At 70.5% G+C, this 16,922-nt stretch carries 12 protein-coding genes and 1 pseudogene; 9 read left to right on the plus strand and 4 right to left on the minus strand.

Annotated features, from left to right (window positions below):
- Nucleotides 1-820: pseudogene (locus tag G4D85_RS37125) on the minus strand (M4 family metallopeptidase); the annotation flags it as partial.
- A gap of 790 nt (nt 821-1,610) precedes the next feature.
- Between G4D85_RS37125 and G4D85_RS37130 the strand changes: the two are divergent.
- The 3 genes from G4D85_RS37130 to G4D85_RS37140 all read left to right on the plus strand — a co-directional run bounded on the left by G4D85_RS37130 (nt 1,611) and on the right by G4D85_RS37140 (nt 4,314).
- Complete coding sequence (locus G4D85_RS37130) at nt 1,611-2,588, plus strand: NADPH:quinone oxidoreductase family protein (RefSeq protein ID WP_164018848.1); 978 nt, start codon at nt 1,611-1,613, stop codon at nt 2,586-2,588.
- Nucleotides 2,589-2,751: 163 nt separating this feature from the next.
- A complete protein-coding gene (locus G4D85_RS37135) occupies nt 2,752-3,075 on the plus strand; it encodes a hypothetical protein (protein WP_164018849.1) in 324 nt (107 codons plus the stop codon).
- A gap of 60 nt (nt 3,076-3,135) precedes the next feature.
- Nucleotides 3,136-4,314 carry a DNA glycosylase AlkZ-like family protein gene (locus tag G4D85_RS37140; protein ID WP_205525868.1) on the plus strand — a complete coding sequence of 393 codons (1,179 nt, stop codon included), beginning with the start codon at nt 3,136-3,138 and terminating at the stop codon, nt 4,312-4,314.
- Between the two features lie 25 nt (nt 4,315-4,339).
- On the opposite strand, the gene G4D85_RS37145 is transcribed toward G4D85_RS37140, so the two are convergent.
- Nucleotides 4,340-4,741: a hypothetical protein gene (locus G4D85_RS37145; RefSeq protein WP_164018850.1), complete on the minus strand. Its 402-nt coding sequence runs from the start codon at nt 4,739-4,741 to the stop codon at nt 4,340-4,342.
- A gap of 151 nt (nt 4,742-4,892) precedes the next feature.
- Between G4D85_RS37145 and G4D85_RS37150 the strand changes: the two genes are divergently transcribed.
- The 5 genes from G4D85_RS37150 (at nt 4,893) to G4D85_RS37170 (ending at nt 10,521) form a co-directional block, all read left to right on the plus strand.
- Nucleotides 4,893-6,500, plus strand: coding sequence for a right-handed parallel beta-helix repeat-containing protein (locus tag G4D85_RS37150; RefSeq protein WP_164018851.1), 1,608 nt, complete (start codon nt 4,893-4,895; stop codon nt 6,498-6,500).
- A 275-nt stretch (nt 6,501-6,775) separates the two neighbouring features.
- Nucleotides 6,776-7,888, plus strand: coding sequence for an XdhC family protein (locus G4D85_RS37155; protein ID WP_164018852.1), 1,113 nt, complete (start codon nt 6,776-6,778; stop codon nt 7,886-7,888).
- Between the two features lie 55 nt (nt 7,889-7,943).
- A complete protein-coding gene (locus G4D85_RS37160; protein WP_164018853.1) occupies nt 7,944-8,537 on the plus strand; it encodes a nucleotidyltransferase family protein in 594 nt (197 codons plus the stop codon).
- A 264-nt stretch (nt 8,538-8,801) separates the two neighbouring features.
- Nucleotides 8,802-9,605 carry a BON domain-containing protein gene (locus G4D85_RS37165; protein WP_164018854.1) on the plus strand — a complete coding sequence of 268 codons (804 nt, stop codon included), beginning with the start codon at nt 8,802-8,804 and terminating at the stop codon, nt 9,603-9,605.
- Nucleotides 9,606-9,759: 154 nt separating this feature from the next.
- Nucleotides 9,760-10,521: an RNase H family protein gene (locus G4D85_RS37170; protein ID WP_164018855.1), complete on the plus strand. Its 762-nt coding sequence runs from the start codon at nt 9,760-9,762 to the stop codon at nt 10,519-10,521.
- Nucleotides 10,522-10,543: 22 nt separating this feature from the next.
- Here the strand turns inward: G4D85_RS37170 and G4D85_RS37175 are convergent, their stop codons facing one another.
- On the minus strand, nt 10,544-11,440 hold the full coding sequence (locus G4D85_RS37175) for a phosphate ABC transporter substrate-binding protein (protein ID WP_164018856.1): 897 nt from the start codon (nt 11,438-11,440) through the stop codon (nt 10,544-10,546).
- Between the two features lie 168 nt (nt 11,441-11,608).
- Nucleotides 11,609-12,253 carry an HAD family hydrolase gene (locus G4D85_RS37180; protein ID WP_164018857.1) on the minus strand — a complete coding sequence of 215 codons (645 nt, stop codon included), beginning with the start codon at nt 12,251-12,253 and terminating at the stop codon, nt 11,609-11,611.
- Between the two features lie 131 nt (nt 12,254-12,384).
- Between G4D85_RS37180 and G4D85_RS37185 the strand changes: the two genes are divergently transcribed.
- Nucleotides 12,385-16,812, plus strand: a complete 4,428-nt coding sequence (locus G4D85_RS37185; protein ID WP_164018858.1) for a hypothetical protein — start codon at nt 12,385-12,387, stop codon at nt 16,810-16,812.
- The last annotated feature ends 110 nt before the right edge of the window (nt 16,813-16,922 follow it).

Below are 16,922 nucleotides of genomic sequence, written 5' to 3' on the forward strand. Positions count from 1 at the left end.
CGTAGTTGGTGTTGACCACGGGGTCAGCGTGCTCCGGCTGACCCTCGGTGCGCACCACCGCGCCCGGCAGGGTGCTGGTGTTGTTGCCGTTGTGCATCCGGCGGTTGAGCGCCTCGTGGATGGTCGGCACGCGCAGGAGCAGGTCGCCCGTCGTCGCGTCCACCAGGAGGATGTCGCGCACGGGGGTGCCGTCCGCCTTCTCACCGGTCTGCATCAGCTTGTACATCAGGCGCAGCTCGTCGCCGTCACGCCAGTACACCAGCTCCGCGTCGGGGCTGGTCACGAAGCCCTCGAGGGCCTCGCGGTCCGAGGCGGCCGTCGCCACCGCCGTCTCGGCGGAAACGGTGGCCTTCTCCACGGCCTTCAGGTCGCTGCGAACGTTGGTGTTCGCGGCGATGATCTGACCGGCGCGCACGTGCAGACGGAACTCACCGCCGAACACGGGGAGGTCGTTGTGACGCACGGCGTAGCGGAAGTGGCTGTCGCCCTGCTTGTCCTCGTAGCCCTTGATGAACACGAGGTTCGCGGGGGCCAGGTGGAACGTCGGGGCCAGGGCCTCCACCGCGGGGGCCAGCGCCGCCTGCGAGAGGGCCGCCGCACCAGCGCCCGCCAGCACCGGCGTCGCGCCCAGGTTGCCCGTCACGAACGTGGCCACACCGGCCCCGTCCGTCGACACTACGTTCTGCCCATTCTCCAGGGCCGCAGTCTTCGCGGCATCCCCGGACTGAGTCTCGGGGGTAGGGTTGGACTCATTGCAGCCGACAACGACCGACAGCGCCGCGATTCCGAGTGCTCCACGCACCCGATTGTTCTTCGCCATGTAATCCTCCTAAGCGGAAAGATTAGGAAGGATAGTGGCATAGCGCGGCCGGGGATTTCAAGGTTGCGCGATTATTTCAGGCTATCGTCAATTCTCACAAATCAAGGTTTGTCATTCAAGCCTAAAAGTTCCATGGGCTTACACGGACCCAGCCGAGTCCCCCCAGACTTGAGGCAGGACGTAGCAGGTCATCTCCCGATCCACACTTTTTTCGAAAAAGTTGGTGGCCGCCACGCCAGTTACGAGGTCCGCGCGCGAGGCCGGGCGCAAGGCCGGCCCGGCCGGGGCGTGGCCAAAAACCCTACCACGGGGTCCGCGCGCGCGAGGCGGGGCCGAAACGCGGCCAGGCCGCGACGAGGGCGAGGCCCTTCGAGGGCATCACCATCGCGCGGCCGGGCCGGGACTGAGGGAAGGAGAAGTGGCGTCCGAGTGGAGAAGCCGTGAGTTTCAAGGCTCGCGCTCTAACCCCTGAGCTACCTCCCGGCAGCTATCGGGAGGGCCGGATTCGAACCGGCGACAACGGGCACCCAGTGCGTGTAGGGCATCTCCGGCCGGACGCCGAAGCTTGTGAAAGGAATTGAAGCGCCCGAAGGGCGAAGCCATGGGTGCTGCTCGAACGGGCGCTTCAAAAGTGTGGGCGGGGTGTCGGGCGGTGCTGCCGTCGACCTTGCCTGCGAGGAAGAAGACGCGCGCGGTGCGCCGCACCTGACGGCGGGATTTCGCGGCTGAAGAATCCCGCGCCGTGCCGACGTGGGCGCCGTTACGCTAGGGCCACCCTGGAGGTAGAAACATGCGCGCACTGCAGCTGCAGCGGCTGGACGGACCGGACGGACTCCAGCTCGTGGAAACCCCCGAGCCCGAGGGCAGTGATTTGGTGCTCATCGACGTGGTGGCCGCGGGAGTGAGCTTCCCCGACCTGCTGCTCACGCGAGGGCAGTACCAGATGAAGCCCGCGCTGCCCTTCATCCCGGGCGTGGAGGTAGCGGGCGTGGTGCGCAGCGCCCCGGCTCGTGCGGGCGTGAAGCCTGGAGACAGGGTGATGGCGTTCAGCTTCGGGCTGGGCGGCTTCGCCGAGGTGGCGGCGATTCAGCCGGAGATGGTGTTCCGCATCCCCGAGCGCTGGAGCTTCGAGGCGGCGGCGGGCGTGGTGATGAACTACCACACGGCGCACTTCGCGCTGCACCGGCGCGGCCGGGTGAAGGCGGGCGAGACGGTGCTGGTCCACGGCGCCGCGGGCGGCGTGGGGACGGCGGCCGTGCAGGTGGCGCGCGGCGCGGACGCGCGAGTCATCGCCGTGGTGAGCGACGAGCGCAAGGCCGAGGTGGCGAGGAAGGCCGGCGCGCACGAGGTGGTGCTGTCCACCGGCGACTGGGTGGCGCAGGTGCGCGAGAAGACGGGCGGCCTGGGCGCCAACGTGGTGTTGGACCCGGTGGGCGGCGACATCTTCGACAAGAGCCTCAAGTGCCTGGCACCGGAAGGACGGCTGCTGGTGGTGGGCTTCGCGAGCGGCCGCATCCCCGAGGTGCAGGCGAACCGGCTGCTGCTGCGCAACATCGACATCGTCGGCGTCGCCTGGGGCGGGTTCCTCCTGCACGAGCCGTCGCTGACGCCCAGCATCGCCAAGGACCTGGAGGCGATGGCCGAGCACGGCATCCTCGACCCCGTGGTGGGCAGCGTCTTCCCGCTGGAGCAGGGCGCGCAGGCGCTGCGCGAGCTGGAGTCGCGGCGGGCCACGGGCAAGGTCGTGCTGCGCGTCCGGGCAGGCTGAGACGGGAGGCGCCCCGACGCGTCCGGCATCTCCGCTGGACGCGGTGCGGCACCCGCGCGTGAGGCCCGGGTGCCAACCGGACATGCGACCGAGCGCGAGCGCCCGCTCCCCCGCTGCCATCCTCCAGGGCGGGCTGCACCTTGGGGCAGGAGGTGACAGCACCATGGCGGACAACCCCATCGAGAGGCAGCACCAGCGGGAGCGGGAACAGGAGCGGGAGCGGCTGCGCACGCAGGAGGAGAAGGACCTGGAGGTGGAATCCCGCCGGGGGCCTCGTCCGCTGGAAGGCTATGCCGGAGGGCACACCACGTGGACGGGCTCGCAGGACGACGAGGCCGCCGCCCGCGTGCACGCCCGCGACGCCGACGAGTCCTGGGAGGCCAGCCAGCGGCAGGCCCGGCTGGAGCCCGAGCCCGAGTCGCGCAGCCCCGACGAGGACGAGGAAGCACGCAACCGCGGCGAGGAGCCCGTCTCCCGGCGCGAGTAGGCGGGTGAGGCGGTGGATGCACGGAGGCGCCGGAGCGGGGGCCTGTTAACGTCCCGCGCCGTGCCTCCGTCCTCTCTTCCTCCCACCGTGGTGCTGCCTCCGGACGAAGCGCGGCGCTACCTCGTGGGCCAGCTCGGCCTGGCCCGTCAGTCGTTGCCCCCGGGTACTCGCGGGGTTCGCGCGCTGCTGAAGACGCTGCGGTGCATCCAGTTGGATCCGCTGGACGTCCTCGGCACCAACGCGGACCTCGTGGCGCTGGCGCGCGTGGACGGCATCGCCCGTGGCGACGTGTACCGCCACCTGATGCCGGGCCATGCCTTCGAGCACTTCGCGAAGGAGCGCTGTCTGCTGCCCGCCAGCGCCTTCCCCTACTACCGCGAGCGCGCGGCCCAGGCCCCGTGGTGGCGGCTGGAGGAGCGGCTCAAGCGCGTGCCGGAGGCCGTGCTGCAAGCGGTGCTCGAGGAAGTGGACCAGCTGGGCCCCGCGTCCGCGAAGCAGCTGACCGACCACGGAGCCGTGGTGCCCCTGGACTGGAGTGGCTGGAAGGGCACCGCCCGCGCCACCGCCATGGCCCTGGAGGTGCTGTGGACGCGCTGCCAGGTGGTGGTGTGTGGCCGCGCCCCGGGTGGCAAGGTGTACGACGTGCCACGCCGCGCCCTGCCCCGCCTCGCGGACGCGCCGGTGGAGCGCCCCTTCGAGCGGTGGGCCCTGGAAGAGCGCGTGGAGGCCGCGGGCCTGCTCAGCCGCGTCAGCGGGCCGCACTGGTCCATGCTCTCCGACGTGCGCACCTCGCCCCTGCCGGACACGCTGGTGAAGGAGGGCGTGCTGGAGGAGGTGTCGGTGCCGGGCTCGCCCCGCCGCTACCTGGCCCCCCGGGGCTTTCGCGAGCGCGACTTCCCGGAGCCGGATGACCGGATGCGCATCCTCGGGCCGCTGGACCCGGTGCTGTGGGACCGCGCGCTGGTGAGCCTGGCGTTCGGCTTCGACTACGTGTGGGAGGTGTACAAGCCCGCCGCGCAGCGGCAGTGGGGCTGGTACGTGTGCCCGCTGCTGCACCGGGGAAGACTGGTGGGCCGGCTGGAGGCGCGCGTGCGCGAGGACACGCTGCACGTGGACAACCTGTGGCGCGAGAAGGGCGTGAAGCTGGACGACGCGGCGCTGGACGCGGCCCTCGCGCGCCATGCGGTGGCGTGTGGTGTGGAGCTCGTGCGTCGTCCCCGGGCCCGCGTCGCGTCGTGAGCGCGGGCCGGGCTCTGGCCAGGGGTCAGCCCGGCTCGGGCAGCTCGCGCTCCAGCGTCTCCGCCGCGTGGGCGTCCCGCGACACGCCGAAGCGCTGGCGCGAGCAGGCCAGCAGCTGCCCCGCGTAGACGGTGTCTTCCAGCGCCCCCTTGAAGTCGCCTTGCTCCGCGAGGGCCCGCGCCCGCTCGTCCACCAGCCGGGCGAAGATGCGCGCCTGCTCCGCGTGCGCGAACAGGCGGACCACGGAGCGCGCGTCGAAGCACACCAGCGTGTCGAACTCCATGCCCAGCGACAGCGTGCAGGCCTCGCGGATGCCCTGGAGACACTCGTCCAGCGAGGACCTCGCCCTCGCGCGGGCGATGTCCGGAGCCAGCCGGGCGAGCTCACGCACGGCATTCAGCGTGAAGACGTAGCGCAACACGGGCATGCGGAAGGGAACTACACCTCAGACCCGGAGATTCATCCAGTCCCGTCGTCAGGCGCTCCTCGTGAAATCTTCCCGGCTCACTTCAGCCCGTGGGAAGGAACGTGCGGGTCCAGGTGGACCGTGCTCGGTGAGGCGCGCCAGACTCGCCGACATGCACCTGACGCGTGTCGCGATGTTCGTCCTGCTCCAGTCGCTTGCCGCCCAGGCCGCCGAGTACCGGGTGGGTCCCGGCCAGACGTACACCTCCATTGGCGCGGTGCCCTGGGAGTCGCTCGCCCCGGGGGACACCGTGCTCATCCACGCACGGCCCACGCCGTACGCGGAGAAGTGGGTGCTGGGCCGCCGGGGCACCGCCGCCGCGCCCATCACCGTGCGCGGCGTGAAGGACGCCGAGGGCAACCTGCCCATCATCGTCGGCGAGGGCGCCACCACGCGCTCGCAGCTCAACTACTGGAACGAGGAGCGCGGCATCCTCAAGATTGGCGGCGCCAACACGCCCGCGGACACGCTGCCCGCGTACCTCGTGGTGGAAGGACTGCACCTGCGCCGGGCGCGCGGCGCCTTCACCGGCCGCAACGGCGCGTCCTCGTACGCGGACAACGCCGCCGCCATCTTCATCGAGAAGGGGGAGCACATCACCCTGCGTGGCTGCGTGCTGGAGGACAGCGGCAACGGCCTGTTCATCGCCAATGCCGCGTCGGACGTCACCGTCGAGCACAACTCCATCCGCGGCAACGGCAACTCCGGCAGCATCCTGGAGCACAACGCGTATACCGAGGCGCTCGGCATCACCTACCAGTTCAACCACTTCGGCCCGCCCTGCTCCGGCTGCCTGGGCAACAACCTGAAGGACCGCTCCGCCGGCACCGTCATCCGGTACAACTGGATTGAGGGCGGCAACCGGCAGCTGGACCTGGTCGATTCCTCCAGCGCCACGCTGCGCGCGGACCCGTCCTACGCGCGCACCTTCGTGTACGGCAACCTGCTGCTGGAGCCGGAGGGCGCCGGCAACCGGCAGGTGGTCCACTTCGGCGGCGACAGCGGCACCACCGCCAACTACCGGGGCACGCTCTACTTCTTCCACAACACGGTGGTGTCCTCCCGCACGGACCGCACCACGCTGCTGCGCCTGTCCGACAACGCGCAGACCGCGCACGTGACGAGCAACGCCGTGGTGGTAGCCCCCGCCGCTGGCAACACGCTGTCCCTCACGGATGCGGCGGGCACGCTGCGCCACGGTGGCAACTGGTACAAGCCCGGCTACGTGTCCAGCTTCGGCACCGTCACCGGCTCCGTGGTGGACACGGGTGGCAATGTCACTGGCAGCGACCCGGGCTTCGTCGACCTGGCCGGCCAGGACTTCCGCCTCACCGCCGGCTCGCCGCTGCGGGGCAAGGCGGTGGCGCCTCCCGCCGAGGCCAGCGGGCACCCCTTGGCCTTGCAGTACGTGAAGCACACCGCGAGCGGGCTGCGCACGGAGGCCAGCCCGGAGCACATCGGCGCGCATGGGAATGCTGGGTCCTCCGACGATACGGATGGAGGAACTTCAGACGGTGGAATCTGCCGCTGCGATGCGGGCACGGGCACGCCTACCGATGCGGGTACCACTGCTGACGCGGGGACTTCGCCCGACCCCGAGAACCCGCCGGACTCGGATGAAGACGACGACGGCGGATGTGCCGCGACCGGGGGTGCACTCGCCGGTCCGCTCGCGCTCCTCGCGTTGCTGGGAGCCCGGCGAAGGACGCGCGCGGGCTGACCCGGGTGGGGCGACCACTGCCACCGTGCCGCCCCTCCCCTGTCGTCACGCCTCCGCGAACCTGTCCCTCCAGGACGTTGGGCCTCCGGCCTTCGCGTCACTCCGTCAGCATGGCGACAACTCCGGGTGCGGGTGGCACATCCCAGGTGACGGGGCCGCGAAGGTGCGCGAGGAGCGATGGTAGGCTTCCCTGCCTGGAACCTCCGCATGTCCACTGACTTCACACCTCCCGAGTACGAGGTCCGGTCCGCGCCTTCCCAGCCGGGGAACGCGACATGAAAGACCTGGACGCCATCCTCCGCGCCCGGCAGCGCGCCCGGGGTCCGCTGGTGCTGGCCACCGTGGTGGCCGTGTCCGGCTCGTCGTACCGGAAGCCCGGCGCCCGCATGCTGATGGGCGAGGACGGGTGGCTCGCCGGTGGCGTGAGCGGTGGGTGCCTGGAGTCCGACATCGTTCGCAAGGCCTTCTTCTGGACGAGCACGGGGCCCCGCGTGCTGCGCTACGACTCCACCGGCGACAACGCCGAGGAAGAGGGCAGCCTGTCCTTCGCGCTCGGGTGCAACGGCGTGGTGGACGTGCTGCTGGAGCGCTGCGAGCCCGGCCCCGTGGATGCGCTCGCCTACGCGGCCGAGGCCCGGAACGAGGGACGACGCGCCGTCGTGGCCACGGTGTACCGGGGCCCCTCCAATGCGGTGGGCTCGCGGCTGCTGGTGCGCGAGGACGGCTCGGAAGAGGGAGACCTGTCCGGAGCGCTGCGCGACGCCGTGCGCGACGCGGCTCGCGAGGCGCTGGAGGCGGGACGGACGTGGAGCGGCCCGTGCGGCGGCGCGGACGTGCTGGTGGAGGTGGTGGAGCCGCCCCACCCGCTGGTGCTGTTCGGCAGTGGCTTCGACGTGGTGCCCGTGGTGACACAGGCGGCGAGCCTGGGCTGGCAGGTCACCGTCGTGGCGGACCGCCCCTCGGAGACGCTGCGGCGACGCTTTCCGCTGGCGCACGCGGTGGTGTCGGCGAAGGCGCGTGACGCGGTCGATGCGCTGACTCTGTCTCCTCGCACGCTCGCGGTGCTGATGACGCACAGCCTGCCACAGGACCGGGAGCTGCTCCCCCGGCTGCTGCCGAAGGCGCTGCGCTACCTGGGCGTGCTGGGTCCCCGCTCGCGCACGGAGCGGCTGCTCGCGGAGCTGTCCCCGGCCCCCACGCCCGCGCAACTGGAGAAGCTGCACGCGCCCGTGGGGCTCGACCTGGGCGCGGAGGGCGCGGAGGAGATTGCCCTCTCCATCGTCGCGGAGCTGCAGTCGGTGGTGTCGGACCGCGAGGGCGGCAAGCTGCGCGAGCGGCAGGCTCCCATCCATTCTGCGGCCTCACCTCCGGCACGGAAGCTCGCGTGACGGTGGGCGTGGCGCCGACCCTGATGAGCCCATCACAGGTGGCCCGGAGGCTGGCATGACGGTGGGCGTGGTGGTGTTGGCCGCGGGAGGCTCGTCGCGGCTGGGACGACCGAAGCAGCTCGTGGTCCACCAGGGGAAGACGCTGGTGCGGCGGGCCGCGGAAATCGCCGTCACCGCGGAGTGTGGCCCCGTGGTGGTGGTGCTGGGCGCGCATCACGACACCGTCGCCCTGGAGCTGGCCGGGCTTCCCGTGCTCAAGGTGGAGCATGCGGAGTGGGCAGCGGGGCCCGGGGGTTCGCTCGTCGCCGGAGTCCGGGCGCTCACCCAGATGCGCGCCATTGACGGCGGCACCGTGGACGCAGTGCTCGTCATGCTGTGCGACCAGCTCCGCGTGGACTCCGCGCACCTGCGGGCCCTGGTGGAGACGTGGCGACGGACAGGCGCGGACGTGGTGGCGTCCGCCTACGAGGAGACCCGGGGCGTGCCCGCGCTGTTCGCCCGCGCTGTGTTCCCCGAGTTGGCAGCGCTCGGCCCCGAGCAGGGCGCACGCGGCGTGATTGCCCGCGAGCCCTCCCGTGTCACGGAGGTTCCACTGCCCGGCGGCGGTGAGGACGTGGACACGGCGGCGGACCTCGCGCGCTTGAAGTGAGCCGACCTCCCCGCTTCCAGCGCTCCCGTGCCGCGCGCCTTTATTCTCCGGGCCCAGGCACCTTGTGGGCCAGTGACTGCCCAGCGAGCGGACTGCCGAAGCGTCCTGGGACACCCGTTGCCGCCCGGCGGTGACGTCCCAGTCTTGCCGAGGACCCGCGAGCCTCCGTGCGCCGCGGGCCCCACGTGACACCGAAAAGACACCGGAACCGAAAGCGTCACCGTCACGTGACACGCATTCGCACGCTCGAAGGAGACGCACGCCATGGCGAACAGGGACTACGAGAATCGTCGCTACCTGGGAGACGACCGGGAGCGGTGGGGAGCCCGGGAGCGGGACTTCGATGACGGCTACCGGACCGGCGACCTGGGGCCGAGGCAGGAGCGTGGCCCGTGGCAGGGCGGGCAGGGGTACTCGGGTGGCGGCTTCGGCCGCGGCTTCGAGGACTACGGCCGGAGCCCCCGCGAGGACACCAGCCGCTACAACCGGGACTACGAGTCGGGTGGCCTGGGCCGCTCGCAAGGCTTCTCCGGAAACGACGGGTATGGCCGCCCGCTGGCGTACCCGAGCTACTCCACCCCGCCGGGCAACCTCGGCAGCGGCACTTGGTCCGAGCGAGACCTCGGCTACGACCGGGGCTACGACCGCGGCTTCGGAACCTACATGGCGCGCGACAGGGTCGAGGGGCTTCATGGCCGCCGCGACTTCGACGAGCGCGGCCCCCTCGAGCGGTTCGGCGACAGGCTCCGCGAGGGCGTGCGCAAGCTGGGCAAGGGCCCGAAGACGTACACGCGCTCGGATGACCGCGTCCGCGAGGACATCTGCGACCGGCTCATGCACGGGTGGGTGAACGCCGAGGACGTGGAGGTCCAGGTGAAGAGCGGCGAAGTCACCCTGACGGGCTTCGTCGACGAGCGCCGCGACAAGCGCGTCATCGAGGACATCGTCGAGGACGTCCTCGGAGTGAAGGACGTCCACAACCAGCTCAAGGTGGGCCGCCCGGAGACGCTCGGCGCCGCGCCCACCGGGACGCCAGGCACGCCGACCACGAAGCTTCCCCGCTCGTAGCGCGGGCCAGGGAGCCCTTCCAGCTCCCCGCCCCGGTGCGGGGAGCTGCCGTGCACGCAGCCCACGATTCCCCTTCCAGTCCGCCGCGCTGACGGCACCGCCAGGCCCCTCGTGTCCCTGGCGGCCTCGGGCCGTGGCCGCGTAGGGTGGCGACATGGAGAGTCGTCCCATCCTGGTGTTCACCGACGGTGCATGTTCCGGCAACCCTGGCCCGGGCGGCTGGGGCGTCATCATCGTCACGCCCGACGGACAGGTGACCGAGCTGGGCGGCCATGAGCCGGAGACCACCAACAACCGGATGGAGCTGACGGCCACGGGCAAGGCGCTGCGCCACCTGGAGAACACGCCGGGCCCGCTGCACATCCTCACGGACTCCACCTACGTCATCCAGGGCATCACCAAGTGGGCCTTCGGCTGGAGCAAGCGCGGGTGGAAGACCGCCGAAGGCGGCGACGTGGCCAATGCCGCGTACTGGAAGCGGCTCATGTCACTGGTCGTCCAGCGCAAGCAGACCTTCCCGGGCGAGGCCGCCATCGAGTGGAAGTACGTCCGCGGGCACATGGGCGTCCCGGGCAACGAGCGCGTGGACGAAATCGCCGTCGCCTGGTCCAAGCGCCGCCCCATCGAGCTCTACTCCGGCCCGCTGCAGGGCTACGGCGTGGCCGTGCACGACATCCCCGACGACACCTCCGTCCCCGAGAAGAAGCCCGGAGAGCGCACCGGCAACAGCAAGGCGTACTCCTACCTCAGCGAGGTGGGCCGCACCGTGAAGCGCCACGCCACCTGGGCAGCATGCGAGCGCCGGGTGAAGGGCGTGGCGGGTGCCCGCTTCAAGAAGACGCGGAGCGCCCAGGACGAGGCCCAGGTGCTGGAGGAGTGGGGCGTCCAGGCCCAGGACGTCCAGGCCGAGGACTGAGCGCGGCGCCGCGTCCTCCGGGCTACTTCTTCAGCGGGAAGTAGCCCACCCTCGTGACGATGGACTGCCCCTCGGGAGAGAGCGCGAAGTCGATGAACGTCTTCGCCGCGCCCGAGGGCTCGCCGCGCGTGTAGAAGAAGAGGTCGCGGCTGAGCGGGTACAGGCCGCTCTGGATGTTGGCCTCGCTCGGCGCCACCTCCTCGTTGCCGACCTTCACCGCCAGCTCCCGGATGCCCTTGCCGTAGGCCGCGCCACCGAAGCCGATGCCGTGCTTCTCCTTGGCCACCGCGTTGACCACGGCCGCGGTGCCCGGCAGCGTCAGCGCCTCGGAGGTGAAGTCCTCGCCCTTGAGCACCTCGTCCTTCACGAAGACATAGGTGCCCGACGAGTTCTCACGCGAGTAGACGACGATGCGCGCGTCCGAGCCGCCCACCTCCTTCCAGTTCTTCACGTCCCCCAGGTAGATGGCCTGGAGCTGGTCGATGCTCAGCGCCCGCACCGGGTTGGACTCGTGCACGTAGAAGGTGACGCCGTCGCGGGCCACCGGTGTCTCCCGCGCCTGGACCTTGAGCCGCGTCTGGAGCTGCTGCGCCTCGGCCGGCTTGATGGAGCGGCTGGACATCGCAATCTCGGTGGTGCCGTTGAGCAGCGCGGCGATTCCCGTGCCCGAGCCGCCGCCCGTCACCTGGATGCGCTGGTCCGGGTTCGCCTTCATGAAGGCCTCGGCCCACTGCTGGCCGAGGATGACCATGGTGTCACTGCCCTTGATGGTCAGCGCGTTGCCGCCCGCTTGCGGCGCGCTCGCCTCCGGCTTCGCCGCGTCACCCGCCGGCGCCTTCGGGTCCTTGTCCCCTCCCTTGCAACCGGTGACGAGCGCGAGCAGCGCGAGGGTGAGCAGGGAGGCAAAGGCATTCTTCATGGAAGCTCCAGGAGCAATGTGGAACGGGTTCAGGCGCGGAAGCGCGAAGGCCAGGTCCCGGACCTTCCCACGACACTGTCGGAACGCCGGAAGTCACACCACGGCTTCCGTTGTGTCGGCAACTTCGCCCTCCGAGCGGGCCGCTTCCGTGCGTCGACGCCCGCCGCGTCAGGCCCGGTGCGGAAGGTGCGCGAGCAGCCGCTCCAGGTCGGGCTGCAGCTCATCCGGCGTCGCGCTGGCCAGCTCCTCCGGAGAGTGGGTGCCCCACGTCACGGCGTAGGTGCGCAGGCCCGCGGCCTGGCCGGCTCGCAGGTCCAGCGTCGTGTCCCCCACCATCCACAGTCCGCCGGTGCCCAGCGCCGCGAGGGCGCGGTGGAGCACGTCCGGCGCGGGCTTGTGCGGGAAGCCATCCGTGCCCTGCACGTGGTGCAGCAGGTCCCCCAGCCCCAGCGCATCCACGAAGCGCCGCGCCATGTCGCTGCGCTTGGTGGTGGCGACGGCGAGCAGGTAGCCCCGCTCGCGCAGCGTCCGCAGCACCCGCTCCACGCCCGGGAAGGGACGCGAGCTGTTGAGGAAGTTGCGCGGGTAGTGCTCACGGTAGGCCACGCACAGGGCGGGCACGTGCTCCGGAGCGAACTGGTTGTACATCACGTCCAGCGGCTGGCCGATGAGGGCCCGCACCTCCGCATGCGGAGGCACCGGCAGCCCCAGGTGCGTGAAGCCGTGCAGGAAGCTGTCGATGATGTCCGGCAGCGAGTCCACCAGCGTGCCGTCGAGGTCGAAGAGGATGCCACGGGGTTCGTTCGCGCTCACGTGCCAGTCCATACGCCTTCCGGGCCTCCCGTGCACGGAGCTTGTACGCCGCCCCGGAGCCTGCCAGCCCCTGGGGAAAGCGAAGATTGTGAGGCTTCCGCGTTCTGCTCCCACCAAAGGAGTCAACGCACATGAAGTCCTTCCGAATCTTTCAGGCCCGCCGGGCATGGGGGCTGGCGTGCGCGCTGGCCCTGAGCGCCTGCGGTGACGCGGGCCAACTCGGAGCGGGCGCACCTTCCGAGCTGGAGACCGGCACCTCGGCCCAGCCCCTCGCCTTCTCGTCCCCCATGGAGTTCAGCGAGCTGCGCGGACTGCCGCCGCCGCCCGCGGCCATGGACACCACGGTGGCGGAGCTGCTGCGGGTGCTCCCGTCCCCGCGCTTCGATGACGTGCGCGGCGTGCTCTCCACCCGGCACAACCCCACGGACAAGGTGCGGCTGCTGACGTCGTACGCGCGGGACTACCCCGTGTTCCTGCGGAAGAACCAGGCCCTGCTCCCCCAGGCGGATGGCGTCCTGGGCGTACAGTCACCCGTGGTGACGAAGGAGATGCTGTTCGAGGGCGACAGCGCGTGCAGCACCACCCACGCGTGCGCCAACCTGTTCGTGCCCACGACGGAGGAGCCCGCGCTCCAGCCCTATGCGGCCATCGTCCTGGTGGCCCCGCGCGTGGAGTTGGCGGCGCCGGTGCAGACGGGTGGGACGACGCTCATCATCGCCGCCGGAGAATACGTCTCCCACGGCTACCAGGTGGAGACCTCGCCTCTCGAGCGAACCGCCGCGCAACGGCCCGAGGTGTACCCCCTGCCCCCCGCGCGGAACGGCCGCAACGGCGGCAGCTTCGTCCTCTACACCAACGTCCTCAACGGCGTTCGCGTCAACGCCACCGGAGAGAAGGGCGATGACGGCTGGGCGGGCCGCAACGGACTGGCCAGGGACCTCACCGCCACCATCTCCGGCAACAATGGCCCCAACCCCACCGTGAGCTGCACCGCGAGCGCCATCGTCAATGAGGCCCAGAACGGAGGCAAGGGCGGCAAGGGTGGCCGCGCGGGAGACATCGTCGTCCGCTACACCTCGCTCACCGGGCCCGGCCTCATCAACGAGCCCAACAAGTCCGCGCCGGTGACGCCCGAGCAGTGCTTCATGGACGACACGCTGCACTGCCAGAGCCTGCGCTGCCGGTGGAACCCGGCCATCGCCCTGTGCGACGTGATGACGGAGGCGGACAACGCACAGTGCTCCGACGGCATCGACAACGACCACAACGGCTACAAGGACTGCGCGGACTACGGCTGCTCGAAGAACCCCCACGTGACGGTGTGCCCGGAGGCCGCCTGGTCTCCCCTGGCCAGGGAGTCCTCCGCCGAGGCGTGCAGCGACGCCCGGGACAACGACGGCGACGGGAAGACGGACTGCGCGGACCCGCAGTGCGGCATGCGCGGCTTCTGCCAGCAGGGCCGCCCCTCCAACAGCGAGTTCTCCGAGGACGCCTGCCAGGACGGCCTGGACAATGACGGGGACGGCTACAAGGACTGCGCGGACTTCGGCTGCACGAAGTACTCGACGACGTGCGGGAGCGCTGGCGAGGGCGGCGACGAGGAGTGCGCGGACCTGCTCGACAACGACGGGGACGGGCTGGGCGACTGCGCGGACCCGGGCTGCATGAGCCTCTCCGCCTGCTCGCGCGGGCCCGTGCTGGCGCTCACCAGCGGCTTCGAGGAGCTGAGCGACGCGGCGTGCTCGGACGGGTTCGACAATGACCTGGATGGCGACGTGGACTGCGCGGACCGCGAGTGCCGCGTCAGCCCCAAGGTCACCACCGCCTGCGGCAGCGAGCGGACGCCGCAGAGCTGCTCGGACGGCCTCGACAACGACGGGGATGGCCAGGTGGACTGCGGCGACTCCGGGTGCGCGGGCAACCCCTACGTGAAGCTGTGCGAGCCGGACACCTACCCCTTCACCCTGGAGAGCACGGCGGCCACGTGCAGCGACGACGTGGACAACGACGGGGACGGCTACGAGGACTGCTCCGACTTCCAGTGCAGCAACAGCCCACTGACCGGCACCCTCTGCGGCGTGCAGGAGAACACCGTCGCCGAGTGCTCGGACGGGGTGGACAACAACGGGAACAACCTCGTCGACTGCGGTGACAGCACGTGCAGGAACAACCCGTTCTACGGGGACCTGCTCTGCAAGGGGAAGCTGGCGACGTGGCACGACGTGTCGATGTCCGAGCCCTACAACGGGCGCTACACGGACACCCGCGCCGGGTTCCTCGACGTCGCCGCGATTGGCGGCAAGAAGGGCCTGGCTGGCAAACAGGACTCCAGGACGGTGACGGTGGTGGTGCGGGATGCGCCGCCCGGCTCCTGCGAGTTCTACGACGACTACCTCTGCCAGCCGCGCAACGAGCAGCGCATGTGCGTCGTGGGCATCAAGGCCACGGACGGCACCGCCGGAGCCGTGGGCACCGCCGGCACCGTGAGCACCCTGCGCGCGACGCGGCGGGACGTGGACATGCTGCGCGCGCTGCTGGCGCCCCAGTCCTGGCGCGTGTCCGGGGCGCAGGGCAACGAGCTCTTCAAGAAGGGAGAGCTGAAGAAGGCCGCCTTCATCTACACGCAGGACATCACCGAGCTGGGCGGCATCCTCGCCCAGGCGGGGCTCGTCTGTGACGAGGCGCCCACCGGCAGGCCCTTCGCGGACATGTACCTGTACGGGGCGCTCTGCCCGCTGATGGCGCACGACGTGACGAAGCTCAGCTACCTCCAGAACCAGCGCAACTTCCATGGCCTGACGAAGGACACAGTGCTCAACCCGCATGTGCGCTACGAGCAGCTCCGCTCGGAGTTCGACACGCTCTATGGCGTGCTCGACAGCTCGGTGGGCCACTGGCTGACGCTCTCCGCCACCCTGCAGCTCTCCGCGTGGATGTCCGCGCACCAGGCCGAGCTGGGCAACGAGGTGGTGGCGCTGAGCCAGGAGAAGGCCGTGGCGGACCAGCGCATCGTCGTGGCCGCGGCGGGGCTGAACGCCCTGGAGCAGTCCATGGCCAGCCGCAAGGCGGCCATCCAGACGCTGACGCAGGCCACCCAGGCGGCGGACACCCGCATCCAGCAGCACTACAACGGCACGAGCAAGAGCTTCGGTGACTTCCTGCTCGACATGGTGGGGACGGTGGCCAAGGCCTACGGCGCCGAGTTCGCCACCGCGCTGGGAGGCAAGGCGGCGGAAGCGATGTGGGGCGAGGTGAAGAAGAGCTTCAAGTCGGAGACGAGCGCCACGTCGGTGCCCGGCGCGGGCCCGCCCAGCAGCGACAGCAAGTCCTTCCAGTCCCTGGCCTGGGAGGCCCTGAAGACCAGCGGCACCGAGGCGGCGAAGAGCAAGCCCTTCAAGGACAAGCTCAAGAGCGGCGGCACGCAGCTGTGGGACGTCGTCAGCGGCAACCAGAAGAAGCCGGCGCGCAGCGTGCTGTCGGACGAGGTGAAGAAGGAGCTCCTCAGCCAATCGCAGATGGAAATCACCCTGGACCTGCTGGACCTCCAGGCCCAGCTCAGCAAGGCCCAGGCGGAGTACCAACTGGCGATGATGGAGCGCGACACGGTGCTGCTGCGCCAGCGCAACGCGGTGGCGGCGCGCGACGCGCTCAACGCAATCCTCGCCTTCGGTACGAGCACCGAGCTGCGCCAGTTCGACCAGCTGCTCATCGGCCAGCAGGTGTACAGCACGGCGGTGCGCACGCTGGACCAGCTCACCTCGCGCTACTGGGAGCTCATCCGCGTGGCCGAGTACCAGTACCTGCCCTTCGACCCGTCCACCGGCGACAGCGCCATTCCGGCGGACTTCCGGGAGCAGTACGCCTTCAACCTCGTCTCCTACCCGGACATGCTGACGCGGCTGGTGCAGCTGGACAACCTGCAGGCCCACTACGTGCTGAGCAACACGAAGTACTACCAGCGCCTGCCGGGCAGCCGCTTCCACCCGCTGACTCCGGACGAGACGGCGCGGATGACGGAGCTGGGCGACCTCATCACCGGGACGACGACCTACGTGGGGGCGCGCTTCCAGATTACCGGGAGCGACCTGGCGGCCAGTCCGGAGCTGGCGCTGCGCAACGGCCACCGCGTGCGCAACGTGCGCATCAACGTGGTGAACGCCAGCGGCACGACGGTGACGGTGCCGGCCGTGCTGGTGCGCGACACGCTGGATGCCTTCAAGCTCGGCGGCTTCCGCGCGGAGTTCGAGCTGGTGGACAAGGACCGGTACCCCTCCGGCGCCACGCGGCAGGTGCTGCACTACGTGCCCTTCACCGCCTGCGTGTCCCGCCCGCCGGTGTGCGACCTGGAGGACGTGGCGTGCTCCACGGACTTCCAGGCGTCGTCCTTCTCCGACGAGTGCAGCGTGGCGCCGGGCGGCTCCAGCCCCGCCAGCAACTCCTTCTATGACCGGAGCCTGCTGGGCGAGTGGACGCTGCTGGTGGACTCGGTCCGCTTCGCCGCGCTGGGTGAGGTGCGTGCGGTGGAGGTGGTCTTCATGGCCACCGGCACCGTCATCTGAAGCAGGGGCTGGGATGGGCACGCGCCTTGCCGTGTGCCCATCTCACCGCGCCGCCTGGCCAACTCATTTTGCTGCGTTACGGTGGGAAGGCAGTGACCACCTGACGCTCG

This window comes from Pyxidicoccus trucidator, from assembly GCF_010894435.1.
Taxonomy (GTDB): Bacteria; Myxococcota; Myxococcia; order Myxococcales; family Myxococcaceae; genus Myxococcus; species Myxococcus trucidator.